The 26,194-nt window shown below is 35.6% G+C and carries 28 protein-coding genes; 15 read left to right on the top strand and 13 right to left on the bottom strand.

The features are described 5' to 3' along the window. The first annotated feature begins 146 nt into the window (after positions 1-146). From ACIQZA_RS07360 to ACIQZA_RS07345, 4 genes are all read left to right on the top strand, one after another. Complete coding sequence (locus ACIQZA_RS07360; RefSeq protein WP_402880873.1) at positions 147-665, top strand: DUF1189 family protein; 519 nt, start codon at positions 147-149, stop codon at positions 663-665. A 52-nt stretch (positions 666-717) separates the two neighbouring features. Further along, complete coding sequence (locus ACIQZA_RS07355; protein ID WP_402880875.1) at positions 718-1,062, top strand: hypothetical protein; 345 nt, start codon at positions 718-720, stop codon at positions 1,060-1,062. Positions 1,063-1,157: 95 nt separating this feature from the next. Continuing rightward, complete coding sequence (ispG, locus tag ACIQZA_RS07350; RefSeq protein ID WP_402880877.1) at positions 1,158-2,273, top strand: flavodoxin-dependent (E)-4-hydroxy-3-methylbut-2-enyl-diphosphate synthase; 1,116 nt, start codon at positions 1,158-1,160, stop codon at positions 2,271-2,273. 12 nt (positions 2,274-2,285) lie between these two features. Further along, entirely contained in the window at positions 2,286-2,858 is a 573-nt protein-coding gene (locus ACIQZA_RS07345) for a 5' nucleotidase, NT5C type (protein ID WP_142509805.1), read from the top strand. A 44-nt stretch (positions 2,859-2,902) separates the two neighbouring features. Here the strand turns inward: ACIQZA_RS07345 and ACIQZA_RS07340 are convergent, their stop codons facing one another. After that, positions 2,903-3,034, bottom strand: coding sequence for a hypothetical protein (locus ACIQZA_RS07340; protein ID WP_255505234.1), 132 nt, complete (start codon positions 3,032-3,034; stop codon positions 2,903-2,905). A gap of 194 nt (positions 3,035-3,228) precedes the next feature. Here ACIQZA_RS07340 and ACIQZA_RS07335 point away from each other — a divergent pair, with 194 nt between their 5' ends. Next, on the top strand, positions 3,229-3,714 hold the full coding sequence (locus ACIQZA_RS07335) for a hypothetical protein (protein WP_402881195.1): 486 nt from the start codon (positions 3,229-3,231) through the stop codon (positions 3,712-3,714). Between the two features lie 201 nt (positions 3,715-3,915). Here ACIQZA_RS07335 and ACIQZA_RS07330 read toward each other — a convergent pair whose 3' ends face one another. Then, positions 3,916-4,527, bottom strand: coding sequence for a YdcF family protein (locus ACIQZA_RS07330; RefSeq protein ID WP_400936331.1), 612 nt, complete (start codon positions 4,525-4,527; stop codon positions 3,916-3,918). An 817-nt stretch (positions 4,528-5,344) separates the two neighbouring features. Between ACIQZA_RS07330 and ACIQZA_RS07325 the strand changes: the two genes are divergently transcribed. The 4 genes from ACIQZA_RS07325 (at position 5,345) to ACIQZA_RS07310 (ending at position 8,310) form a co-directional block, all read left to right on the top strand. Beyond that, the gene (locus tag ACIQZA_RS07325; RefSeq protein ID WP_403009875.1) at positions 5,345-5,749 is read left to right on the top strand and encodes a MerR family transcriptional regulator; all 405 of its coding nucleotides are present in this window, start codon (positions 5,345-5,347) and stop codon (positions 5,747-5,749) included. 32 nt (positions 5,750-5,781) lie between these two features. After that, a complete protein-coding gene (locus ACIQZA_RS07320; protein WP_402880878.1) occupies positions 5,782-7,119 on the top strand; it encodes a hemolysin family protein in 1,338 nt (445 codons plus the stop codon). A 158-nt stretch (positions 7,120-7,277) separates the two neighbouring features. Continuing rightward, positions 7,278-7,682: a hypothetical protein gene (locus tag ACIQZA_RS07315; protein WP_402880880.1), complete on the top strand. Its 405-nt coding sequence runs from the start codon at positions 7,278-7,280 to the stop codon at positions 7,680-7,682. Between the two features lie 178 nt (positions 7,683-7,860). Beyond that, a complete protein-coding gene (locus tag ACIQZA_RS07310; protein WP_402880882.1) occupies positions 7,861-8,310 on the top strand; it encodes a helix-turn-helix transcriptional regulator in 450 nt (149 codons plus the stop codon). Here ACIQZA_RS07310 and ACIQZA_RS07305 read toward each other — a convergent pair whose 3' ends face one another. Next, positions 8,311-8,484, bottom strand: coding sequence for a hypothetical protein (locus ACIQZA_RS07305; protein WP_185903519.1), 174 nt, complete (start codon positions 8,482-8,484; stop codon positions 8,311-8,313). Positions 8,485-8,769: 285 nt separating this feature from the next. On the opposite strand from ACIQZA_RS07305, the gene ACIQZA_RS07300 reads away from it, so the two are divergent. After that, positions 8,770-9,504, top strand: a complete 735-nt coding sequence (locus tag ACIQZA_RS07300; RefSeq protein ID WP_400936341.1) for a metallophosphoesterase — start codon at positions 8,770-8,772, stop codon at positions 9,502-9,504. A gap of 37 nt (positions 9,505-9,541) precedes the next feature. On the opposite strand, the gene cyoE is transcribed toward ACIQZA_RS07300, so the two are convergent. Then, on the bottom strand, positions 9,542-10,480 hold the full coding sequence (gene cyoE / locus ACIQZA_RS07295; RefSeq protein WP_402880884.1) for a heme o synthase: 939 nt from the start codon (positions 10,478-10,480) through the stop codon (positions 9,542-9,544). A 542-nt stretch (positions 10,481-11,022) separates the two neighbouring features. Here cyoE and proC point away from each other — a divergent pair. After that, the gene (gene proC / locus ACIQZA_RS07290; RefSeq protein ID WP_402880886.1) at positions 11,023-11,823 is read left to right on the top strand and encodes a pyrroline-5-carboxylate reductase; all 801 of its coding nucleotides are present in this window, start codon (positions 11,023-11,025) and stop codon (positions 11,821-11,823) included. Positions 11,824-11,888: 65 nt separating this feature from the next. Here proC and ACIQZA_RS07285 read toward each other — a convergent pair whose 3' ends face one another. The 5 genes from ACIQZA_RS07285 to ACIQZA_RS07265 all read right to left on the bottom strand — a co-directional run bounded on the left by ACIQZA_RS07285 (position 11,889) and on the right by ACIQZA_RS07265 (position 17,317). After that, the gene (locus ACIQZA_RS07285; protein ID WP_402880887.1) at positions 11,889-12,542 is read right to left on the bottom strand and encodes an alpha/beta hydrolase; all 654 of its coding nucleotides are present in this window, start codon (positions 12,540-12,542) and stop codon (positions 11,889-11,891) included. Between the two features lie 256 nt (positions 12,543-12,798). Continuing rightward, positions 12,799-13,356: a hypothetical protein gene (locus ACIQZA_RS07280; RefSeq protein ID WP_142509816.1), complete on the bottom strand. Its 558-nt coding sequence runs from the start codon at positions 13,354-13,356 to the stop codon at positions 12,799-12,801. A 171-nt stretch (positions 13,357-13,527) separates the two neighbouring features. Next, the gene (locus ACIQZA_RS07275; protein ID WP_400936350.1) at positions 13,528-15,708 is read right to left on the bottom strand and encodes a bifunctional diguanylate cyclase/phosphodiesterase; all 2,181 of its coding nucleotides are present in this window, start codon (positions 15,706-15,708) and stop codon (positions 13,528-13,530) included. Positions 15,709-15,992: 284 nt separating this feature from the next. After that, positions 15,993-16,694, bottom strand: a complete 702-nt coding sequence (locus ACIQZA_RS07270) for a tetratricopeptide repeat protein (RefSeq protein WP_400936352.1) — start codon at positions 16,692-16,694, stop codon at positions 15,993-15,995. 143 nt (positions 16,695-16,837) lie between these two features. Further along, positions 16,838-17,317 carry a thioredoxin family protein gene (locus ACIQZA_RS07265; RefSeq protein WP_400936354.1) on the bottom strand — a complete coding sequence of 160 codons (480 nt, stop codon included), beginning with the start codon at positions 17,315-17,317 and terminating at the stop codon, positions 16,838-16,840. Between the two features lie 192 nt (positions 17,318-17,509). Between ACIQZA_RS07265 and ACIQZA_RS07260 the strand changes: the two genes are divergently transcribed. Continuing rightward, complete coding sequence (locus ACIQZA_RS07260; protein ID WP_400936356.1) at positions 17,510-19,822, top strand: YhgE/Pip family protein; 2,313 nt, start codon at positions 17,510-17,512, stop codon at positions 19,820-19,822. 80 nt (positions 19,823-19,902) lie between these two features. Beyond that, complete coding sequence (locus ACIQZA_RS07255) at positions 19,903-20,406, top strand: PCYCGC motif-containing (lipo)protein (protein WP_400936358.1); 504 nt, start codon at positions 19,903-19,905, stop codon at positions 20,404-20,406. Positions 20,407-20,441: 35 nt separating this feature from the next. Here the strand turns inward: ACIQZA_RS07255 and ACIQZA_RS07250 are convergent, their stop codons facing one another. Next, positions 20,442-20,981 (bottom strand): hydrolase, encoded by a 540-nt coding sequence (locus ACIQZA_RS07250; RefSeq protein WP_400936360.1) that lies wholly within the window; start codon positions 20,979-20,981, stop codon positions 20,442-20,444. Between the two features lie 650 nt (positions 20,982-21,631). Between ACIQZA_RS07250 and serC the strand changes: the two genes are divergently transcribed. Further along, positions 21,632-22,723 carry a 3-phosphoserine/phosphohydroxythreonine transaminase gene (gene serC / locus ACIQZA_RS07245; protein ID WP_142509823.1) on the top strand — a complete coding sequence of 364 codons (1,092 nt, stop codon included), beginning with the start codon at positions 21,632-21,634 and terminating at the stop codon, positions 22,721-22,723. 451 nt (positions 22,724-23,174) lie between these two features. Here serC and ACIQZA_RS07240 read toward each other — a convergent pair whose 3' ends face one another. The 3 genes from ACIQZA_RS07240 to ACIQZA_RS07230 are packed head-to-tail and all read right to left on the bottom strand — an operon-like array spanning position 23,175 to position 25,218. After that, the gene (locus ACIQZA_RS07240; RefSeq protein WP_142509824.1) at positions 23,175-23,597 is read right to left on the bottom strand and encodes a Fur family transcriptional regulator; all 423 of its coding nucleotides are present in this window, start codon (positions 23,595-23,597) and stop codon (positions 23,175-23,177) included. After that, positions 23,594-24,457, bottom strand: a complete 864-nt coding sequence (locus ACIQZA_RS07235; protein ID WP_142509825.1) for a metal ABC transporter permease — start codon at positions 24,455-24,457, stop codon at positions 23,594-23,596. Before ACIQZA_RS07235 ends, ACIQZA_RS07240 begins: the two co-directional genes overlap by 4 nt. A gap of 14 nt (positions 24,458-24,471) precedes the next feature. Continuing rightward, positions 24,472-25,218 (bottom strand): metal ABC transporter ATP-binding protein, encoded by a 747-nt coding sequence (locus ACIQZA_RS07230; protein ID WP_142509826.1) that lies wholly within the window; start codon positions 25,216-25,218, stop codon positions 24,472-24,474. Between the two features lie 638 nt (positions 25,219-25,856). Between ACIQZA_RS07230 and ACIQZA_RS07225 the strand changes: the two genes are divergently transcribed. Further along, positions 25,857-26,093: a Nif11 family protein gene (locus ACIQZA_RS07225; RefSeq protein ID WP_053484617.1), complete on the top strand. Its 237-nt coding sequence runs from the start codon at positions 25,857-25,859 to the stop codon at positions 26,091-26,093. Positions 26,094-26,194 lie beyond the last annotated feature (101 nt).

Raw genomic sequence — 26,194 nt, 5'->3', positions numbered from 1 at the left:
AAATGATAGTTTAGAAAAAGTAAAGAAAACCTTTAACTTCTTTACACAATATTAACATTTCATCATCGTATTCTCAGTTATTATTACTTATTTCATATCTTGTCAAAGTTGAACATGGTAGAATAGCGATTGGAGGAGATACGCTTATGAAACACTCACAACTATTTATCGATAGCTTAATTCATCCAAAAAAACTTGCTGCCTATCGTTTATTACCTATCGGAAAAGTCATTCAATATACTTTTCTTCTAATTACTGTTGTTACAGTTTTCTCTTTTGGTCGTTTTACGGCCGGAATGTCTGTTGATACATTTGATATGAATAGTTTAAATGGTATTACTGAATACATAGAAGGTGTTAAATGGGTATTGTATCCCGTGACATTCATTATGCTTTTTGTTTTTACAACGATGCTTATTTTTGCACAAATTGCTCTCTATGCCTTAGCAGGTCTCCTGATATTAAAAGTCATGAAACGTCGCGGTGAATACCGTCACATTTGGCGTACTACGACATTTGCCATGACTTGGGCAATTCTAATAAGTATGCTAGCAGATTATCTATCGATTAACAGTACAATTATCTCTGTTTTTTCTTTATTTTTAACTGTAACTCTACTAATCGTAGCCATCACAAAATATCCAAAACAACCAAACATAAAATAATATGCATGAATTCCCTCTCTTCTAAATATAGTGTAGAAAAGGAGGGGATTTTTTGCGTGCTTTTGTGTTAACAGCTATCATTATTATTTTTGCTTTTGTTGTGAAAGTAGATTTAACAGAAGGTTCATTACACCTTGCTGCCATTTATCCGAAAGATACTGAAAAAGCCCTTTGTGAGAAGCAGCGAGAGCCAAATTATATTACTGTACAGACTATTCAAGGCGATTCCATTCACAGTTTATTTGCACTTCATCCCGCCAAAGTACCAATGACCTTCCCTGAACGCTTACAACTATTTTATGAATTAAATCCACACTTACAATTACAGGCTCTTATTCCTGGTGAAAATATTAAGCTTCCTCTGTCATTTGAATTTGAAAACAAATGCGGAAAATGAAAAGTTAACGTTTCTTCCTTGTCCTTATTTTCTTACACTGCTAAAATAAATGTCAGTGACGGTCGAAAGTATGGCCCGAAAAGGAGAGAAAGTTAATGAGTGAAATTTGTCACCGTACAAATACACGTCCCGTGCGTGTCGGTAATTTAACAATAGGTGGTAGTAATGAATTATTCATTCAAAGTATGTGTACAACAAAAACACATGATGTCGAAGCAACAGTAGCAGAAATTCTTCGTCTTGAGGAAGCAGGCTGTCAAATCGTTCGCGTCGCAGTACCAGATGAACGTGCAGCTGATGCGATAGCAGATATTAAAAAACGTATCAATATTCCATTAGTAGCTGATATTCACTTTGACTATAAATTAGCATTAAAAGCAATTGAAAATGGTATCGATAAAGTTCGTATTAACCCAGGTAATATTGGGCGTAAGGAAAAAGTAGAAGCTGTTGTTAATGCAGCTAAGTCTAAAGGTATTCCAATCCGTATCGGGGTAAACGCTGGTTCATTAGAGCGTCATATTTTAGAAAAATATGGTTACCCTACTGCGGACGGTATGGTAGAATCTGCCCTTCACCATATTAAAATTTTGGAAGACTTGGACTTCCACGATATTATCGTATCAATGAAGGCATCAGACGTAAATCTAGCGATTGAGGCCTATGAGAAAGCGGCTAAAGCCTTTGATTATCCTCTGCATTTAGGAATTACTGAATCAGGTACATTATTTGCGGGTACGGTAAAATCAGCAGCTGGCCTTGGCGCAATCCTATCAAAAGGTATTGGTAATACGTTACGTATTTCACTATCTGCAGACCCTGTCGAAGAAGTTAAAGTAGCACGCGAGCTATTAAAATCATTCGGTCTTGCTTCTAATATGGCAACACTTATTTCTTGCCCAACTTGTGGTCGTATCGAAATTGATTTAATTTCAATTGCCAATGAAGTAGAAGAATATATTTCTAAACTTAATGTACCATTAAAAGTAGCTGTTCTTGGTTGTGCGGTAAACGGTCCTGGTGAAGCACGTGAAGCCGATATCGGTATTGCTGGTGCTCGTGGTGAAGGTTTACTATTTATGAAGGGCAAAACTGTTCGTAAAGTGCCTGAAGAAACAATGGTAGAAGAGTTGAAAAAAGAAATCGATAAATTAGCAGCTGAAATGGTAGAAAAACGCGCTGCTGAAGAAGCAGAAAAAGCGAACGCCTAAGGAGGTGCTAGTATGAAAAAGCCTCGCTTTGGTATTGATATCGATGGAACAGTAACATGTCCTAGTACGCTCATTCCACATATCAATAAACAATACAATCTAAATATTACACTCGACGATGTGTGCGAATATGATTTTTTATCAGCATTTCCTCACCCTGTTGATCGTGTAGCATTTAATACATGGTTTAAAGAAAATGAACCATTTATGTATGAAGTTTCGGAAGCAGCTAAAGATGCGAAAGATATTTTAAATACGTGGAAAGAAAACTACGAACTTTATTACATCTCTGCTCGTGGTGAGAATGTATCAGATGTTACGGTAAATTGGTTTAAATCACGATCTATTCCGTATGATCATATCGAGCTCATCGGTAGTCACGATAAAATTTCCGTAGCAAAAAAACATGGTGTTGATGCATTTTTTGAAGATAAGCATGATAATGCGGTTATGCTTGCAGAGGAATTAAAAATACCGGTTGTATTATTTGATACTCCGTATAATCGTCTTGCTGTTCCAGACAATGTCGTACGTGTTTATAACTGGCAAGAAGCCAACCATTTTATCACAAATTATTTTAAATAAACAAATGGAGTCGTGTTCATGTATTGAACACGACTCTTCTTCTTTTATACATCCAGTATCCCTCGTAACCAACGCTCCACAAAATTTTCAAAGGTAATGCCATAATTTTCATAAACAGCATGGTAAACAAAATAAGTCCCTAATCGCTCAAGTAATTCATCATTAATCTTCATCACAAACCGCTCCCTTCCCTTAGTTTTTCACTGAATTTTCAGATACTTGAACTTCCAATTTCTCGAATATTCTAACGGATTTCGCATAGTTGCAAAACCGTCACAATCTGCCGCCTCCATGCCCTTTCTTCATGGTTTTCTTTTCGTTAATATAGTAGTATCAACTTACAAAACTGGAGGGACTACTTGTGAGATGGATGACAAAGGTAGCTTGTATAACATGTCTTTGCGCGTTGCTCACTGGCTGTGGTAATCGATTATCAGAAATTAAAGACGCGGTTTCAGGCATAAATTCAGCAGCAGAAACTGCAGCCAGTGCAGTTAGTCGTGATGTACATGCTGTACGAGCAATTGCCATTAACTATAAAGATACATCTTTTACGGTTAATGACCTATTTAAAACTATTTTACGTGACGTACGCTGGGATTATGACGCCGAAAAAAGTGAGCTTCATGTGAGAGGCACTTGGAAAGCACCACTATTTTCTGAGCAACCGTGGGATGATACGAAGAAAAAACAACTAGCAGAAACAGGTGTAGTAAAGGTTATATGCACTATTAACAACAATAAAATTGATAGCGCTCTCACAAATGTAACACTTATTTTTAATGACGAAACGATTCTAGAAATGACTGGCGAAGATGCTCTTCATCACCTATATGATACATATTTACAAAATTAAGCTCCGTAGCTTTTAAACAAGGCTGTTTCCTCAAAGATTGTTTTTAAAAAAGGCAGATTTAATCTACAAAACGTCTAGATTAAATTCTGTCTTTTTGTTCTAATATATCGCGAATCGAAAATTTAACTAAAGCTCCCCGTTTGTTTAATTGTTAGTGTTATTGTCTAGTTGCAGCTTTTTCTAGACTGTTATTCTGTGATGCTAGGTGAGGATATGTATTTTTTCTAAATAATACTTCACGATAGCTAAATATTCTCTGGAGTAGTACTTAATACGAAATTCTGATGGTGTTGCAGCTGGTAAGCCGGTAACGTTAAGTCCTAAATCTTCAGCAATGGATTCGGCTCGATATAGATGGAATCGGTTTGTAACAACTACAACTGTGGAATCTTTGTCTATGTAATCCATTGAATACTGAAAATTTTCAAGAGTGCGAGTAGAATTGGATTCGGTGATGATTCGTTGTTCATCAATACCTAATTGCATTAATGATTCTTTGATTACAGAAGCTTCAGACACAATTTCGTCCTGCCCCTGACCACCAGAAGCGATTGCAATTGTATGTTCGTTTTCTTTTAAGTATGCAGCTGCAGTCGTAATGCGCTCGAACAGCAGACTAGACGGTTGATCCCCCGATAATCGTGTACCTAAAATAATGAGGTAATCTGCATTTTCTATCGCAGTATTTTTGCCTTGAGACACGATAAGTAAGTGTAGGCAAAGAAAAAAAACAAGGACTACCGCGAGCAATATAGTGATGAGCTTGAATACTTTCTTCATAATAACCTCCATATTCACTGTAACGATTGACATTATTTAAATTATCGGTAGCAAATTTTAATATATGAGCTTGTTTTTTTATTCTTTGCTAAAAGATCGTTGCTATTACTACATATCTTTTCTTAAATAGTCTGTGGAATAAATATTAAACGACTGTTAATAAGCTCATAATAAAAAATTGTATTGTTGATATCCAAAATATAAATATAACATCTGCGCCTAAAATAATCTCGCCCGGTGGCAGTTCTTTAGATGGCGAAGGAAATAAAATTATATAAGGTACAATGACAAAAGAAGAATAAGAGGGTGCAAAAGAATCGAATCATTTAAAAACACTTGAGCAAAGAATAACAATGTATGCGATAGATACTATTGCATACATTGTTATTCTTTTCATACTCTACGATTAAATTCATACAACACATTATCCTCCCCTTTTAATCTTAATAATCCAATCTATAGTAAGACGAACGGAATGGTGTGATGTTCCAATTTTTCTTCACCTAACCTGCAAGTGAAAAAAATAATCTTTGAGAAAACAATCTTAAACAAATAAAGAATTACGGCTGGGTGCTTGCAAGGGGGAAGTCCGACGAACCCCAAGGAGTCGCACAGCCTCACTCCAACCACTTTTAGTTTATAGCGAAAACGAAACTTCAGAATTTTTTGTGCGAAAGAGCAGCGGCAGTAGATGTACAAGCGCATCTCTGTTATAAGTCTATTCGGTGTTCTTCAGCAAATAAGTCCGAAAAAAATCTTACAATTTTGAAATATCGGACTCTCCTAATTGAAACTTTCAAAACCAACAAGTTATAATCAAAGTATCACGTGATGGTTTGGAGGTGTTTCCATTGGGACAGAGAGATTAAAAATTGGCGAGCTTGCAGAAAAAACAGGCATTACAAAAAGAACAATCGATTATTATACAAACATCGGCTTATTAGAAGCAGAACGTTCTGCATCCAATTATCGCTACTATGCTTCTGCAATGATCGAAAGACTTCATTATATCGAGCAACGCAAACAGCAAGGTCTTTCACTCATTGATATCCAACATGAACTAAACATCACTCCACATGAAGAAATTGATGTACAAATGCTACGTGTAAAAATGCAAGACCTAGAGCAGGATGTAACTTCTTTACTTGAACAAATAAACAAACAAGACAACAAAAATATTGAAAAAATAAAAAAAAATGTTTCTCCCGAAAGCATTGCACTCATGCAATCTTTACTTTTACTTATTCATAATTAGGAGGTGACGTTCTGTTCATACAGAACGACTATTTGGAGACCATACTCAACTTATCAATTTTTACAATTTTATTAGCTTTAACTGGCTTTTTCGTAGCAACGGAGTTTGCTATTGTAAAAGTACGTTCATCAAGGCTTGACCAATTAATTGCGGAGGGCAATAAAAGGGCCGTATCTGCAAAGTATGTTGTCAATCATTTAGACGAGTACTTATCTGCCTGTCAACTTGGTATTACTGTAACAGCGCTTGGTATCGGGATGGTCGGAGAAAAAACATTTGAATTTATGCTCCACCCTCTATTTAACTTGATAGGCATTTCAGATAAGTATATGACGATTTTTACAATTGGTAGTGCTTTTGCCATCGCAACATTTTTACATGTTGTCGTCGGGGAGTTGGCACCAAAAACTGCTGCGATTCAGAAGGCTGAAACGATTACACTCCATTTTGCCAAACCTATTATGTTGTTTTATAAAGTGATGTATCCATTTATCTGGTTTTTGAACGGCTCAGCTCGAGTATTAATTGGCCTATTTGGTATGAAGCCTGCTTCAGAGCATGAGTTATCACATTCTGAGGAAGAATTACGATTACTGCTATCTGAAAGCTTTGAAAGTGGTGAAATCAATAAAACAGAGCTAAAGTTTGTGAATAATGTCTTTGAATTTGATGAACGTATTGCTCGTGAAATTATGGTTCCTCGAACAGAGATTGTTGGCATTGAAAAAAATGAATCTTTTACAAATATGATTCATTTTATCGCCGCTGAAAATTATACTCGTTATCCTGTTTATGATGGTGATCGTGATAATATTTTAGGCTTTATCAACGTTAAGGAATTGTTTACACACTGTTTGCTTGAGCAACTTACAGACGATTCATTAATCCTTGAAGATTTCATTAATCCTGTTATACGAGTAATTGAAACGATTCCTATTCAAGCATTACTTATGCGTATGCAAAAAGAGCGAATTCATATGGCTATTTTAATGGATGAATACGGCGGGACATCAGGGCTTGTAACAGTCGAGGATATTTTAGAAGAAATAGTAGGTGAGATTCGCGATGAGTTTGATGATGATGAAATTGCAGAAATCCGAAAAGTAAGTGACAATCACTATATTTTAAACGCAAAAATTCTCATTGAAGATGTTGAAAAACTATTAAATGTAACACTTGAAGCAGATGAAGTCGAAACATTGGGCGGTTGGTTTTTAACAGTAAATAATGGCATTAAAGCAACTAAAAATATTGAGTTGGCCCCTTATATATTTAGTATTTATGAGCAGCAAGGCCATCGTATTCATTACATCGAAGTTCGTCCCCTTCGCAATATTGTGCCTACTGTATTAGAGGCGTATTCTGACTGATATGGTTTTCTTAATAGTTTATAACAATTTTAACTCCATAGTATCATTCAAATGGGACTATTCTAGTTTTTCCAAATACTTTTTTCTTATTCCATTATTAGGCATATCCATATATAATAAATATATGGATATGATTCTATTTTCAGGGGGCAAAACATATGAAATTGTTTAAACTATATCATTCGGACGGTATTCATATCATTACCGACGTCAAAAAACACAAAACTAACATTGAATTAAAAACAATTACAGGCGAAGTATTATATATTATCGTAGTAACAGATGAAAACTACACAGTATACGATGATCGTTTTGCTGGTGCTTCAAAGCAATTAAATTCTGTTGAGGCATTTGATATTGACGGAAACTTCCGTAGCCTAGATTTTGATAATATGCGTTTACTCTTCAAAGAGGCATTTACGAAGCTATTACAAGAGATTTCAGAATGTGTCAATGAAAATGATAAGCTAGTAGATATTGATACACTACGTCATAAAGTAAGCGCTCAAATTAAAGGTATCCATTTCCGCGTTATTTCTGACACGAAAAAATACGAGATTTAAATATTTAACAGACTGTCCAATCAATAGAATGCGGATAGTCTGTTTTTTACTGTTTTTTACGTTTCAAATATTCAGCACTTTCCCCGATATTTAACCATAGTCACCCTCGAAACAAAAAACATCTCATACCACTTTCATGTATAATAGTATTTAATTATCTGAAAGAAAGGGTGTTTGGATGAATCGTGAACAATTAATCACACTTATTTCGGAAAAACTGAAATTAATCCGTACCGAAAAAGACTTAACACAGGATCAGATGAGTGATTTACTAGGACTCTCTAAAAAAACACTTGTTCAAATTGAAAAAGGTCGTATTCATACTGGCTGGACTACAACGGTTGCAGTTTGTGCATTATGCCGAGAAAGCTCAATTTTACAGCATGAGCTTGGCGGGGACCCACTTGAGGTTGTCGACTTAATTGCTAATAACGGAACATTATATCCTAAGGAAAAGACGATGGGTGGATACATATGGTGGAAAAATCTTAGCGAGTACAAAGGTTATCGTCTACAACAAAACGTCATTAGTCAGCATTTTCGAATTTTAGATACAAACAACTATCGACTACTATCAACATTCGACGAGTCAATAGCTAAGCAATCATGGGAAAATTTTCAAGAATAATTATTGTACTGTATTCGCACATAACGTAGAAGCATTACATCCAAATACCTCTACGTTATGGGCAGAAGTACTAGGATCGGAAAGAACCTTTGTAAATGCTGCACAATACTGCCAGTGATGGCGCTCTTTTTCTTCATTATTAATCTCCTGTTTTGTTGTACTACTTTCTTGCATTCTCACTCTCTCCTCTCCTAGTTCTAGCTCCTATATAATGAAGATATGAAAAGAACATCACTATATATAATAGCAAATTCTCTCTCTTCGTTATTCCAACACCTAGACGAATGAATACAGAAATGAAATCACTTCGTCATATGATAAAGTATAACTAGAAACCGATAGTATGGCGTAATAACATTACAACCAAACTTTTGGTTAAAAGTTTCATTAGTCGAAATTTCTAACACTATTCTCTATACTTAATAATAACTTCTCTAATACTGGAAAGGATGCTCTTTTATGGATCGAATACTAGCAATTAGTGATATACATGGGGAATTAGAACTTTTTGAAGAATTATTATTAAAAGCTAATTATGATACTGTGCAAGATCAGTTATTTTTACTTGGTGATTATATTGATCGTGGGCCTGCATCTTGTGGCGTTCTAAACTTAGTCGGAGAATTGCAGGCAAAAGGTGCACGTGTTCTATTAGGAAATCATGAAGCCATTATGCTAAAAGCCTGTCGCTCTGGCGATCCTAAGCCGTGGAATCATTGGGTGGAACTTTGCGGTGGCGAGGCAACTCTTGCAAGCTATGGTTATCAGTTAGAAGATTTTAAGGAAGTCATTGAAAATGAGACATTACCTAGCTTTATTCAGTCTTTACCAAAGCTCGAAGAACATTTACAGCTTATCGCAACCTTTGATACTTATATCGAATTAGAGGATGCCATTTTTGTACATGGCGGTGTAGTTCCTGGCATAGCTTTGGCAGAAACAGATCCCTTGCAATTTTTATGGATTCGTGAAGAATTTCATGTAGGTTATCAAGGCGAGAAAACTGTAATCTTTGGCCATACACCTACCTATAGACTTCACCATAATCCAACAGATTACAGTGTCTATTTTGGCGAAAATAATATCATCGGTATAGATGGTGGAGCTGTTTTTGGAGGTCAGTTACACGCATTAGAATGGCCAAGTCATCAAATAATATCGGTGGAAAAGGAAAAGCCAACAAGTGTAGAATAACCTGTTGGCTTTTCGTGCTAAAATGAAGATAAAAGTTTTAATACAATTTAAAAATAACACCTACTAAAGAGTACACAATAACTGTTGTAAATAAAATTGTCATGTGGATAAGTGAGAAAACAAACATTTTTGTCGCCCACTTTATTTGATCTTTATTACTATGATATCCGTAAATACTCATCACAAGCCATGCAATGCTTAACAATAGAGCAACAAGCATAATACCAACACTTAAAGTGCCAAATAAAAAGCTTGATAATATCAATAAGATTAAATAAAAGTTCGATTGATAGTAAGTACGACGCATTCCTTTCACAACCGGAAGCATTGGAACACCGGCTGCTTCGTAATCAGCATGCTTACGAATGGCAATGGCATAGAAATGAGGCATCTGCCAAATAACCATAACTAAAAATAGGCCAAGTATCGCAGGATGTGTAATCTCAGAAGAAACAGCTGCCCAACCAATTAAAGCTGGAACCGCCCCTCCTATACTCCCTATTTCCGTATTATAAATCGTGCGACGTTTTGTCCACATTGTATAAGGTACTACATATAAAAATACACCTAAGAGACCAAATCCTGCAGCTAATGGAGAAGCAAGTGCCAACACAGCTGCCCCGAGAATAAGCATAGCAAAAGCTAAAGTTAACGCTGTTTTACCTGACATTTCACCAGTAACAGTTGGTCGACTTTTCGTACGAGGCATTATAGCATCAATGTCTCGGTCATACACATTATTAAATGCTCCAGCAGCACCAATAACAAGCGCTGAGCCAATCGTTGCGAAAATAATTTCAGGTATATTCTCTACAAAAGTCATTTTATTTTTGTACATACCTAGCGTTAAACCAGCCCACATAGGAATTAAATTGGATTTAATGATTCCTGTTTTTACTGTCTGCGCTAAAATAGAAGGGCGCGAGGACTTCTTGGAAGATTGTAGTTTATGCTCCGTTTTTAGATTTTGTTCCATTCATCTTAATTCCTTTTCTCTCTTAATTTCTACACGCTTTACCATTAGAAAGCGACAAATTTTGCATGCGGTTAATTATGCGTCGGCATAATTGCTTCCGGAATCTGCTTTTGCACTTGCACTAAGAACTCCTTGCCGATTCCTTGACATCCATTCAGCGGATTTTGGCACTTACACCCGCATTCATCACCATCTATAGAGATGGTTGACTTCTATAGCTCGCTACAAAAAATTGTAACTGCCGATGCACTTTAGTTACAAAAACATTCGCTGAAATAAGTTAGACATATCAAATTATTATTCTACCCCTTTTAGATAGAGTCTGTCTCAATGTTCACATAAAGTACATGATTTTCTTACTCTTTATATTCTACCTAATGAAAATAGAGATACACGTTCATTCACAACATCTTCTATGATACCACCGACTGACGTGAATTTGAACCTAATTGGCTTGATTCTTTGCATATTACTATTCAAGTAAAACAATCTACTCTATACTAAGGTGTATGCTTTTAACTATACGAAGGAGTGTCTATCACGTGAAATACGGATTTATCGGCCTTGGAAATATGACAACGGCCATTATTAAAGGAATGTGTACAAGCGGAAATTTTAATCCTACTTTTATTTATGGCTATAATCGTACCGAAGCAAAAACAACAAAATTAACAACCTCTTACGGTATTCAAGCCGCAAGCTCTATTGAAGATATTATGTCGAATTGTGACGTCATTATCCTCGGCGTCAAACCCCAAATGTTACCAGATGTTTTACCAGAGGTGAAAAAGCATTTACAAGACAACCATGTCATTGTTTCCATTGCTGCAGGTAAAAATATTTCATATTTTCAGGGTTATCTATCTGAAGTTACCCCCATTATTCGTGTAATGCCAAACATTAATGCGCTTATCGGTGCCTCTACAAGCTGCTTTACAGCAAGTGAACCAGTATCAGATATGCAGCTACAGTATGTCGTTTCACTGTTTGAAACAGTTGGTACAATAATCGAGGTCCCTGAACACCTATTTTCTATATTTACAACAATCGGTGGAGCTTCACCAGCATTCACCTATATGTATATTGACGCGTTAGCACGTGCTGCTGTTCGTGAAGGAATGCCAAAAAGCATGGCTCTTGATATTGCAGCAAATGCAGTACTCGGCAGTGCAAAAATGATAATCCAATCTCAGGAACATCCTTGGGCACTTGTAGATCAGGTATGCTCACCGGGAGGAACAACTATTCAAGGTGTATCCTCATTACAAAGCAATCATTTTGAAACAACGATTCACGATGCAGTCGCTGCAGTGACTAACAAAGATCGAAACTTATCAAAATAGAGCTTGCTTGATCTACTAAAAAATAAAACGAAACCGAGACATCATTCGTGTCTCGGCTTTTCATTTCATTGAATATTATCTTGTAATTCCTGTGCTAAAAATGCAATTAGGTCACGTAGATTTTCTGGTGTAACACCGTGACCGTCTGCATACTGCTTAAATGTCACAGTAGCTCCAAATTGCTCAAATAGTTCTTTACTTTCAGCGCCCCATTGCGATGGGATGACATAATCATAATCCCCATGAGAAATAAATGCATGTAAGTGATTGATTGGGCGAATTGCATATTCCTCTGTCACGAATTTCGGCGTGTAGCCACTTAATGCTACTATTCCTGTAATTAAATTACCCATTGCAAAAGCAAGTGACTGTGCCAAAACTGCTCCTTGACTGAATCCAAGCATGTACACTTTATGTGGATCAATTTGATATTCATCAATTGCCTCTAACACAAATCGTTGTAGAGCCACTAATACTTTATCGAAAATTTCACGGTCTGGTTTACCGATGTCTTGGATTGTGAAAAAAGCATAGCCAGGCTTTTGCGTAATAGGTCCTCGTAAACTAAAGATATGACATTGCTCTTTAAAGTCCTGCACTAATTGTGGTAAATCATCTTCATTGCTTCCCATTCCATGCAATAAAAAAATCGCTGGATATTTTCTATTTGGATCCATATTCGTTGGTTGTGTATGTTTAAATGTAAATGGTGTATTCATAAAAAAATTCCTTTCAGGTGAACTTGTGTCACCTTATTATACTGCAAAAAATAGCTAGACAAAACAGGATTGCTTCGTTATCATAAATAGTTTTTGGGACGTACGAGCAGACACTTGGAACACAATGTTTTTATGTACGAAATCGTAATAATAGAACGTATACTTTTAGCCTTTATTCTTCTATCGGTTCGCTCAAGGTACTACGATCGACCTATATACATGACAACTATTATCTCAACTTTTGTAATGAGCCAAATTACAGTAATTTTGTCTTATTTATAATCCCGTCAGTGTGATAAGCAATATAGCCGTTAATTATACGAATCGTTTCTTGTGGATCTGCGTTAAATAGCACTTTTGATTGCTCTGGAGTTGAGACAAGTACCGTTAATAAATCTACGCGCATTGAATGTCCAGCAGAGCTATAAGCATAATCGTAAACAATATCTTCCTCTGTCACATTGTCTGTCATATACTGCTTATGAAATAATTCTTTAGCGGCATCCATTTGTTCTGCAACTTGCTGACGAATTCGCATTTGATGCATCAATAGTTCTTCTTCAAGTATAGTGGTCTTTAACCACTCTTTCTTTTCGAGCATCTTCAAAAACTCTTTTTCCCAAATTTGCTCATTTTCAGTAAAATACAGCATATTCATCATTAACATATCCCAAAAATCAATTTGAGACTGTGCTGATTTACGCTGCATCTCTATTACTTCTTTAAAGTGCTCCTCAACCTTCGTAATATTCATATTGCGCACTAAATGATTACATACATTTTCAATAAATTTATTTGCCACTTCTTGTGCCATGAAAAAACCCGTCCTTTATATCTACAAATCATTTCCTCACTATCATACCATGATTGTAGAATAGAAATAAACGGGTAGCGTTTAGGTCTGCCATGTAGCTCTCATACTTTTACAAGCTAACCAAAAAAACATCCTCGTCAAAAGATGAAACAAGGATGTTGTATGAACATTTTAGACTTCAGATGTAGTAATTGAATCTAAAATAGACTTTGCATTTTTGTGAAGCGTTTGATAGTTCTCCTGTAATATATGTGGAGGTACAGGTTTGCTGAATAAGAAGCCCTGTACAGTATCACATTTACTGTCTATTAGATATGTTAGCTGTTCTATCTCTTCTATTCCTTCTGCAACTACTTTTAACTGTAGATGCTTTGCCATAGAGAGAATCATGTCCACTAATGCTTTATCTGTAGAGTTCGAATGTATTTTCTGAACGAAAGATCGATCAATTTTTAAACAATCTATAGGAAAATCCTTCAAATAAGATAATGACGAATAGCCTGTCCCAAAATCATCTACTGCGATCGTAACACCAAGCGCCCTCAATTTTTGTAAAATCGTCGTCATATGATCAATATTGATGGTCATACTCTCTGTTATCTCTAGCTGCAAATATTTCGGCTCTAATTGTGTTTTCTCAAGAACATGATGAATTATTTCAACTAAATTTTGCTGAAAAAGTTGACCTAATGACAGATTGACCGCTACTTTAATCGGTGGCAATCCCGCTGCTTCCCATTTCTTTACTTGTTGACAGGCCGTTTCTAGTACCCATTGTCCGATAGGAATAATTAATCCCGATTCCTCAGCAATAGGGATGAAGACTCCCGGCGAAATCCACCCCTTCTTTGGATGCTGCCATCTGACTAAAGCCTCTACTGACTTAATTTGGCCCGTATGTAAATCTAGTTGCGGTTGATATTCTAAAAAAAGCTCTTGCTTCGCTAATGCATCATGTAAATCATTTTCTAATAAAAGTTGTTCCGTCGTCTCTTTAGATATTGAGGACTCATAAAACCGTAGACGAGTTGGAGATTTCTGCGCTTCATGCATAGCATAGAGTGCAAATCTAATAAGTTCCTCTTCCCTATAAGAATCTGTTGGAAATAAAGCAATACCAATATTTAATTGACTATTGAGAGAAAAATGTTGTATTTGGAATGATTCTTCCATGACAAATTGAAGCTGCTGACTAAGCTGCGTCAATTGATGGGTATTATTCACCTCATCAATATAAACGACAAAATAATCTTCTCTCAGCAAGCAAAGTAAATACTTCTCTGGTAAAACATTTTTCAATCTTTGCGCGATTAGACTTATCATTTGGTCTGCATATGTACTACCTAAAGACGCTTTAATAGCAGGAATTCTTTCTATACCGATCGCAAGAATTGCCTTTTGGGATTTAGATATGTCTAAATCTTTCTTTAATGATTCCATTAAAAAACGTTCATTTGGTAAATTCGTAATCTCATTATGGTAAGCCATATGATGCATCTTTTCGCGAGATTTTTCTAAATGCTCTTGTGTATCAACTAACTGCTGAAAAGGTTTTTCGATAGATGAAAAATAAATAGCTCTAAATAAAAGATAAGATGCACCTAACTCAAAAATATGTCCAATGAAGTTTTTAATATCATAAACATCTTGATAAATTGTATAAAGAAAATCGCTCATGATTAAATAAATCGAACTACCAAATAATAAAAGTACTATTTTAGGTGCTTTTTCAAAATTTTTAAGCATCAGGACCATAATCACTAAATGTATCGCTACAGCTATATATTGCAAAGTATTTTTTAAAACAGTAGGACCTTCACTTTCTATCAAAAGTGGTGGCAATATAGGCGATGGAGCATAGATGACGACAAAACAACCAGTGATTATTACAAACGGCAAGCTATAAATAAACCAACGATAACTTAATTTTATTTCCTTCTCCTTTATAAAAAAAATAATGAGAAAACCAATCGATAATAGTAATCGACAAAACATGTAAAACCATGTTGATGCATACGGCGTACTTTCTGTAATAAAAAATGGCATTCCTTTATAGGAAAGTGCATGAGCCATTTCTAATAAGCTAATCGTTAAAAATAATGCCCCAACATAGAGAACTCTATTCGATAAAATATAAGGCGTAATTAACCATGTCTGAATTGAAATAGACATTGTCACTACAGTTATAAGCATTTCCATCAGTAAATGAATCGTTACATAATTGTTCTCTCCAAATATCCCATAAAATTTATCGCTACCCAAACCCATTACGATGAATAAAATCATTGATAATAGGATGAATTGATTGCCCTGCTTCACAAATGAAAAATCCTCATTAAATTTCCACATCATAACTCCCTTCTTAAGCTCTAAATAATTTCCTCCATCTACTGCTTTATTGATGGTTTTAGGATAATTATACTATAAAACTATTATGAAGTATCGACTTTTTAACCAAAAAAGAACAAAAATTCAGGACAATAAAGTGAAACTTTAATCAGTAGGAGGGGTTCTTCATCCTACACTAATTATTAATCTTCACTAATCGGGCTTTTTCGGGATAAAAATATCGCTAAAAAAAAAGATGCTGAATAAAGAAAAAAAGATGCCTCAGCTTTTGAGACATCTTCTATCTACTACGAAAATACATAGCTATCCATATTATCTATTGTATTTTGGATAGCATCTTTTAAGGAATGCTGATGTTTGCCACAATCAGCTATTGCCTCTTCTAATATAATTGCAGCATTTGCCATAAACGGTGCCATCTGCAAATCTTTCGCTAATTGAATAAGAACAAGTGCTTTATTCCATTTCCAACGCGCATTTTTCGAATCTAAGTTAATAGCTTGCTCTAAGTAACCAAGTGCATCGAATGGCATCCACCCAAAGCGATGCATCGTTTGACCCGTGATGCCCCAATATAACGCCTTGTTAGGGTTTTCTTTCACTGCTTGTCTAAAACAATGGACACTCTCATTATAATGATGTGCAAACAAAAATAGTTCACCTTGTGTAAAATATGATTGTGCCTTTTCAATTGGGGTACCTGTTGTTACTACATCCTCAAGTTCTTTAATACGCTTTGAAAACTCTGTTTCATCTTTGATCGCACGAATTTCGACTACGGTATCCGATTCAGGATAACTTTCATCCGCTCGTTCTGCATGTTGAGTTTCAACATCCAATGCAGGCTTTGGATAGCAAGTAAAATCATACTCTTCTAATAATTTAATATATTTATCAGCTAACGCTTTCTCATTGTCATCTGTAACTTGCTTAGCCGCCTCATAACACTTCATTAGCTCACCATTATAAAAATAATCATCCATTGTCATTCAATATTCCTCCAATGTACAACTCTTCAGTATATTTAGTATACACTACAAAAATCCATTATGGCATAATTGCGTCCGGAGGCTTTAACTAGCAATAAAAAAAGACTGTTCAAAAATAACTTTTGATACAGTCTCAGCTTTACTTATTTTTTCAATACTTCTTTATTTAAAAATGTACGTAAATCTTCATCTGATAAGGCACCTTCAAAGCGTTGAACCTCTTTACCACCTTCAAAACGAATAAAAGTTGGTGTCGCATTAATATGATATTTATCCCATAAATCTTGATATTCCCAAACATTTAATTGAGCAATATCAACACCAAGCTTCTTAGCCATAGGCATTAACTTGGGTGTAAAAGCTTTACAGTGCACACATGTTGGACTGAAGAAATAAGCATTTACATCTTCACCAGCTTTTATTTTTTTTTCAAGCTCGTCGGGCAACATAATATTTTGGTAATTTTTGTCATCCAATTGATCAATGGTTTCTTGTTTCAGTTCTTTGTCGCCGTAAGGATTATTTGCACTTGTTACCTTACTTTTGTTCGATACATTTGTTAGCACAATAATTACTGCAAATAACAAAACAATTACTGAGCCAATAATTAGTAGTTTTTTCACGAAAATGTATTCCTCCCTTTCCACACTAAAAAACCCTAGTTTTAGTGTATTCGCAATTGATTATAATGTGTTTTTAAAACCTAGTAAACTAATAAGTCTTTGAAAATAAGTTTTTCCATAATTCAAACATAATTTGGCCCAAATTTGGGAACATACATATATAATGCTCAATACGAATATGGAGTGGTTAATATGAAACACACTATCCGAAATATTTTTCAAATTTATAAAAGTGATATCCATAATATTTTAACAAATTGGGTAGTTGCTGTCATTATTGGTGGGCTCATTTTTTTACCTTCTCTTTATGCTTGGCTCAATATTTATGCATCTATGGATCCTTATGCTCATACATCCAACATGAAGATTGCTATTGTCAATGAAGACATAGGAGCGAATGTTAGAGGAGAAGATATTAATGTCGGTAACGAGGTAGTAGACAATTTGAGTACCAATCAAAACTTTACTTGGGAATTTACCTCTCATGAACAAGCACTTGATAATTTAAAAAACGGTAACTATTTTGCGGTTATAGTTGTCCCTAGTGATTTTTCTCAAAAACTAACCTCCATACTTTCAAAAGTGCCTACTAAAGCGCATATCGATTATTATGTAAATGAAAAAATAAATCCAATTGCACCTAAAATTACAAGTAAAGGTGCTAGTGGCCTGACGCAACAAGTATCTAGCGAGTTTATCTCAACCGTTAATGGAACACTTTTTTCTATTTTTAATACAGTCGGTGTTGAAATGGAAAAGGAAATTCCAGATTTTAAAAAATTCGAAAATTACATTTTTACCATTGAACACCATCTTCCAGATATCGGAACATTTTTAGCGAAAACTGCTAATGGCGGAAAAGAAGCTGAGACATTACTGAATCATACGATTACGCAAGTTCCTGAGGTTGGAAAATTAGCAAATGATGGTCTAACAACTATCAGCTCAGGTTTAAAATTGATGAATGAAGCAGATACATTATTCAATCAGCTGTCCCCTATCGTAAAGAAAGATCTAGAATCTGTGCAAAATATTGCTCAACGATTTACAGATATTATAGGGAAGCTACAAAATGCTAATATAGATACAGCTGCTCTTGCACAAATAAAGGATACGATTAAAAACCAACTAGATGCATCTCGTGAGAAAGTAAATACTAGCATCCAAACACTTGAAGCACTTCAAAAATTAACACAAGCTGATGCTTCGACTCGAAAACAACTTGAAAACAAGGTACAAAACATCCTGACGGCGCTACAGCAAAGCAATTCAGATGATGTTAAGACTTTGCTAACTAACAATAAAATTATTGAACAACTTGAAGCTATACGTGGAGATTTACAGGCAAATCCTAGTTTTACTGATTATTCTTTAAGTTCTTTAACAACATTAAATCAGCTAAATACTTTATTAACGGACGCCTCAACTAAAATACAGCAATTAAATAATATTGATGTCGAAACGATAAAAAAAGATCTTGCTGATGTTCAAAGTGTTGCTCAAAATGCTTCTAACAATCTTCATCAATTCCTTACGAATTATAACGATCATCTAGAGCCACAAATTCATACGACCTTGGCTTCTGCGAAAAATACTTTAACAAATGCATCAACCATGCTAACAAAAGTAAAAAGTATACTGCCTCAAGCAACAGATCGTTTAACAAATGCTAAAAATATGTTAGCCACAGCTAATAAGACCATTGGTACAGTACAATCAGATTTTCCTGCATTAAGTACAAAAATTAAAGCTCTTGCAGACAAGCTGAGAAAATTAGAAAGCGAAGCTGATATTTCTGAAATCGTTCAATTATTGAAAAACGACGTTAACGCTGAGCGAGATTTTTTTGAGGAGCCTATTAAGCTTAAGGAACATAGAATGTTTCCAATTGCTAATTATGGAACGGCTATGACACCGTTTTACACTGTGCTTTCCATTTGGGTTGGTTGTTTATTATTAATTTCTCTATTATCTGTAGATATTCACGACAATACTCAATATAGTATTCGCCAAATATACTTTGGACGTTTATTAACATTTGCAACTTTTTCATTTATTCAAACGCTCATTATCACAATAGGTGATATTGTTATTTTAGATGGATCAATTAGTGCTCCTTACTTCTTTATTCCATTTGGGCTATTTATTAGTTTAGTGTTCATTACAGTTGTCTATACGCTAGTATCCGTATTCGGAAATGTTGGAAAAGCGTTAGCCATTGTCATGTTAGTATTGCAAATTGCAGGTTCCGGTGGCACATATCCTGTAGAATTACTACCAAAATTTTTCCAAATGATAAATCCATTTCTTCCGTTCACTTATGCAATTGGAATGATGCGAGAAGCAGTTGGTGGTATTATTTGGTCAAAGGTCTGGATTGATCTTGCCTTTTTATCTTTCTTCTGGCTCATTTTCATTCTATTTGGTTTCTTCATGAAAAAATTACTGAGTGAGAAAATGGAACTTTTAATGAACAAAACACGCGGATTAGATATTTTTCATTAATTTTCACTAGTGCTTCTTGTAAATTCTAAAACGAACGATGTTATAATGGAAGTATTGTAAACATGTAGGAGGCGCTTTTGTTGAAAAAACTACTATCTATTTTTACTTTGTCGTTATTAGTGTTAAGTGCTTGTGGTGAAGATAAACAGGTTGTTGAAAAAAATGCAGCGCAAAAAGAAGTTTCACATGAAGACCATAGACATGCTTCCGGAGATATTCAGGAGGAAACTGCATCTTCTGATTTATTACCATCGTTTTTAGATAATAAATCAGAAGATATTCGCTTAGTGTATCAAATTGCTGGTCAGTCTACTGAGATTTTAGAATGGATGCCATGCTATTGTGGATGTGGTGAATCAGCTGGACATAAAAGCAATTTAAACTGCTTTATTGAGGAAAAACGTGAGGATGGCACAATTGTTTGGGATGATCATGGTACTCGTTGTCTCGTTTGCCTAGAAATTGCTGTACAGTCTGCAAAAATGCATAAAGATGGTATGAGCCTAAAAGAAATTCGTCAAACAATTGATAACACATATAAAGAAGGCTACGCAAAACCAACACCCACTGATATGCCTGCTTAATAACAAAAAAACTCATCGTTATGATGAGTTTTTTGTTATTTAACGAGTTGTAGCACCGTTTTAAAATGTGGATGATCTGCACGTTGTAATAACTCGTATAAAATCATTTCCATGCTTGTTGGTAAAATTCCAAGTGCCTTCATCTTCTCAAGCCCTATCTCTTTATTGGCCTTTGTACGAGAGGACACTGCATCTGCAACAACTTCAACCTCAAACCCTTGTTCTTTTAGCTGTATGGCCGTTTGATAGACACAAATATGTGTTTCGATACCTGTCACAATAAATTGAGAACGACCACTTGCCTTCATTGCATCGACAAACTCTTGTTCCTGGCATGCACTAAAAGCCATTTTAGCTAAAGGTTGTTGACCTTGAATATGCTGAGCAATATTTAACGCTGTCCCACCTAAACGGCTAGGATTTTGCTCGAGCCATAAAATAGGTACCTCTAATACTTGCATAGCTTGTACCAGCTTGGCCACATTTTCTATCACCGCTTCACTTTCATCAACAATTGTCGCTAACTTTCCTTGTACATCGACGACAACTAAACACGCTTCTTCTATTGTAAACATTTAAAACACCCCTTATAGCAGTATTCACAATTCATTATACCTAAAGTTACTTGGTTTATGTTCAAGGTTAGAGATATTTCGTCCATTAAACTTAATTAATGCTTAAAAAGCAATCAACGTTGGCCGCTTTTTTGTGTTCCTTTCTACCTGTAAATGTATCCATCTTTACCCTATAAGAACTTAGACTATACTACGGAAAGCGTCCTTCTGGGGTGGAATGTACAAGCGAGTACTAATTTGACAGAAGAAATTTCATTTAAACAAACACGAACATTTTATTATCACTCCGTTTTAGCAATATGTAAATCACGAAATATTAACTCATATATGTACGACTCCGTTTCAGTTTGTTCGTATTTAAAGCTAAAACGCTATTATGAATTTTAACTCAATTGTGTACATTTTATTGCGAGCCTGTCATTATTCTGCTCGAATAGCGAGAATTTTATTTTTTCTCTTGAAAATTGCGTTATAATCCAGTAAAGTGCTTTTAACGGTCAGTAATCCGCTTATTCTATTATCTTTAAATTAAAAAAGTTAGCTAGATGACTATGAACTGATTGTAAAAGCCCGATAGATTCATTAACCAATTAGTAAGGACTAAACTGATTAAGGTTTGACCTTATAAAACAAACAAGGAGTGTACCACTTTGACACAACGAGCATACAATTTTAACGCAGGCCCTTCTGCCCTACCACTAGAAGTATTAGAAAAAGCCCAACAACAATTAGTAAACTTCCGTGACTCAGGCATGTCAATTATGGAAATGAGCCACCGCAGTGCCATTTTCGACGAAGTACATAATGAAGCAATTGCTTTATTGAAAAAGCTTTATGCTATCCCAGAGAACTATGAAGTCCTTTTCCTACAAGGTGGAGCTAGTCTTCAATTTACTATGATACCGATGAACTTCCTACAAGCAGATCAAAAAGCAAGCTACGTGTTATCAGGATCATGGTCTGAAAAAGCTTTCAAAGAGGCTAAATTATTTGGGACACCTGTTGAAGCTGCTAGTACAAAAGAAAATAAATACCGCAATATCCCAACTTTAGCAAACCTCCAATTCAATGAAGAGGATGCCTATTTGCATATCACTTCAAACAATACGATTTACGGTACACAATGGAAGGAATTCCCTGAGACAGGTAATGTACCATTAATCGCGGATATGTCTAGTGATATTCTTTCTAAACCAGTAGATGTAAGTAAATTTGGTCTTATTTATGCAGGGGCTCAAAAAAATCTTGGTCCATCTGGTGTAACAGTCGTTATTATTCGCAAAGATTTGCTAGAGAAAGCGAATAAAAATATTCCTACAATGCTTAAATATTCAACGCATGCTGACAGCAACTCTTTATACAATACACCACCAACTTTTGGTATCTATATGTTAGGTGAAGTATTAAAATGGGTAGAATCAAAAGGCGGTGTTGCTGAAATTGCCAAGCATAATGAATTAAAAGCAAAAGTAATTTATGATGCTATTGACAATAGCAATGGATTCTATACAGGTCATGCAACACCTGAAAGCCGTTCTTTAATGAACATCACTTTCCGTGTTGCTGATGAAGAGCTTGAAAAACAATTCCTTGCTGAAGCAAAAGCAGCAGGATTTGTTGGACTTAATGGACACCGTTCTGTAGGCGGCTGCCGTGCTTCTACTTACAATGCTGTACCATTAGAGGCTTGTGAAGCATTACGTGACTTTATGGTAGAATTCCAACAAAAACATCAAAAATAATCAATTTCGCCTAGGACGTGGCGTTCGTTCCTCTATTTCAGTAAGTGTTTGGATACCTACTGAAAAGGGACCACACATTCGCCAGTCATCTTCACCTTCAGAGATTGGACCCTTTCACTGAATAAAGATAAAAAATCGACGAATGTTTTACTTAACGTAATCATTCGTCTTTTTATTATTTATGGAAAGAAGACAAATACCTGTGAAGCAGCAAATACCTTTTATTCAATATTTAAATACATCTTTTTAAATGCCTAGCGGACATATTACCAATCTCCTTTCACTCAAAAATCATAGATTATTAAAGTGATGCGCAATACTAGTCGGGGAAGACCTTTGTACAAAAAAATTGAAACTACATGTATAACAGCATATATACAATAAAATGGGTAGTTCCAAATGAAACCTCACTTGGAACTACCCCTCTCTTCAAATATTGTCAAGTCAGAATTCACAATGTTTCATGCTTACACTCTGGACATTTACCATATATTTCAAATTTATGATTTTCAATCTCATAGTCTGGCAGCTTTTCTCCAAGCATTTCCATAGGGCAGAGATTTAACTCCTTAACATTGCCGCAATCCATACAAATAAAATGATGGTGATGATGTTCAGATTCACAATGCATACGGAAATTTCGTTCCCCAGATAACTCAGTTTCCTCCAGTATTCCTAGCTTCACAAACGTTGAGAGGTTGCGGTAAATCGTATCGAAACTCATACCTGGAAAATCTTTTTTCAAAACATCTAATAAATCTCGAGCAGTTAAATATTTATCTGTTGCTGCAAACATATCTAATATTAACTCACGCTTATCTGTTTTTTTAAAGCCGTTTTCTTTTAAAATTTCCCACGCTCTTGAAACATTCACTGCGCTACCTCCTCCCGTTTTGTAGCCATTTTAAATACCATTTTCTTCACTAGTATTACAAGCAACAAAATTAAGATAGAAGTAACGACAATTGTACCACCGGGTGCTAAATCTAAATAAAAAGCACTGACTAAACCGATTAACACAGCCGTTTCGCCAAAGACAATTGCATAAATGATTGTTTGCTTAAAGCCCTTTGCAAGTCGCATTGCAGCAGCCACTGGTAACGTCATAAGTGATGATACAAGTAAAATACCGACGATGCGCATACTTGCAGCAATAACAAGCGCTGTAACGATCATAAACAAGAGATGAATCCAACGTGCAGGCAGACCGCTAGCTTTTGCATATTCCTCATCGAAAGATAAAACAAAAAGTTCCTTAAAAAATATAAATAAAAAGATAATGACAACGGCAGCAATTCCTACTACTACCCATAAATCCTGACGTGATACAGCTGACACTGAACCAAATAAATAGCTCATTAAATCCGTGCTAAAACCACTCGCAAGCGAGATGAAAATAGCACTAATACCAATGCCACCAGACATAATAATTGGAATAGCAAGCTCTTCATAGTGCTTATATAAACGTCTAAGACGCTCAATTAAAATTGAACCGCTGACAGAGGCTAGTATGCCTAAGTAAATCGGATTTAGCATCGCTAATGCTGTAACAGATTGACTGATATATAAGCTTCCCGCTATTCCCGCCAGTGTCACATGTGACAAGGCATCGGCAATAAGTGAAAGCCTGCGAACGACAATAAAAACACCTAATAGCGGTGCCAATATGCCAATTAATAGCCCAGAGAAAAAGGCATTTTGTAAAAATTCATAGTTAAAAATTGCTTCAATCATTATGCCTTCTCCTTCTAGTGAATCTTTCTCACAGAATGGCCATACCAAGCATCAAGCGCATCATGAGAAATTGTATCAAATTCATTTTTGTAACCGTGGAAATGTATAGTTTGATTTAAACATGCCACATGACTGATACGATTAGACACTGTATCAACATCGTGTGTAACAAGAATCATTGTAATTCCCTGTTCCCGATTCAATTTCGCCAGCATATCATAAAATGACTGCACATTCTCATGATCAATGCCGACAGTTGGTTCATCTAATATTAGTAGCCTCGGTTCACTAACTAATGCTCTTGCAATAAAGACACGTTGCTGTTGCCCACCAGATAACTCACCAATATTACGATTGATAAATGCTTCCATTCCAACAGCTTTTAATGCTTCTAACACTTTTTCCTTTGCATCTCGTCCAGGTCTTTTAAACAATCCTAATTTTTTCGATAATCCACTTTTCACTACTTCTTGGACAGTTGCTGGAAAACCCGAATTAAAGGCATTAGATTTTTGTGACACATACCCTATCCATTCACGATGCTTAAAAGTTGAACTTGGTACACCAAATAGCTTTATTTCTCCAGACATTGGTTTAAGTAATCCTAGAATAATTTTTAATAATGTAGATTTCCCTGAACCATTCGGACCAAGAAGTGCTAAAAAATCTCCCTCTTCTACACGAAAAGAGATATTTTTTAATACTTGAGTATAGTCATATTGAAATGACACGTTTTCAATGTCAATTAATGATTTTTTCATGTATGTTCTCTTCTTTCTAATTCAAAATCATTACGATTTACAAGTTGTAAGTATAAATGAAAGTACAGTTTTTGTAAAGAAAATAAAATCATCACCATAACGTGTAGTTGATTTCCGTTCCGACTGGGCGCTTTGTTGCTGTCGCTTCGCTTTCGCACAGAAAAAAACATTTGTTGCTGTCGCTTCGCTTTCGCACAGAAAATAACATTTGTTGCTGACGCTTCGCTTTCGCACAGATAAAAGCTTCCTGGGGGCGTCCGATGAGCCGCTTGGGGCAACGGATGTTTTTTGTGCGAAAGCGTAGTGTAACGTAGCGACAAGGCGTTATCACAGGATGTGATGGTTTTAGCCTTCGTTCATCTATATCGCTAACCCCCAAGGAGTCGCCCAGCCTCCACTCCAATCAACTTAAGGCATACGTTTTAACAAATGTCATCCAAGCTTTTGGTGATGACCAGAATTAAGATTATCATGCGTGTTGATTAGAAAAATAAAACTGTATTTTGTTATTTGAACCGCGCTATTTTTTAACAGGCATTGATTCTAACACTTTTAATGTGAAGGGTTTTCATAACTGTCACGACTCACAAGAGTGATTTTCTTCAAGAAACTAAACAACTTTAAAAGGAGGATTAGCTTTGAGTATTCAATTTTTACAGCAATTAACACAAAGTAGTGATAAGGAAGTTGTTGCGATTGCACGTGCTGAAGGATTTGAAATTACTACTTCTGAAGTAAGAAAACTCCGTCCTTATTTGGAGCAATTCTCATTTACGTGGCTCTTTTTAGGTATTCCAAAAGATATTCTTGTAGAGGTAGAAGCTGTTTTAGGTAGAAAGCGTTCCAGACAACTAATTGCATTGTTTACGAAATAATCAATTCCGCCTTGGCGTAATTGTAGCTGTCGCACAGATAAAGTACCACAGGATGTGGCGATCTTAGACAGCGTCCTCTATTTCAGTATGTGTCTAGACAC

Origin of the sequence: Lysinibacillus sp. NPDC096382 (genome assembly GCF_044762845.1) — a bacterium.
Taxonomy (GTDB): domain Bacteria; phylum Bacillota; class Bacilli; order Bacillales_A; family Planococcaceae; genus Lysinibacillus.
The sequence above is the reverse complement of the archived record's forward strand: the minus strand, read 5'-3'. Positions and strand labels throughout refer to the sequence as shown.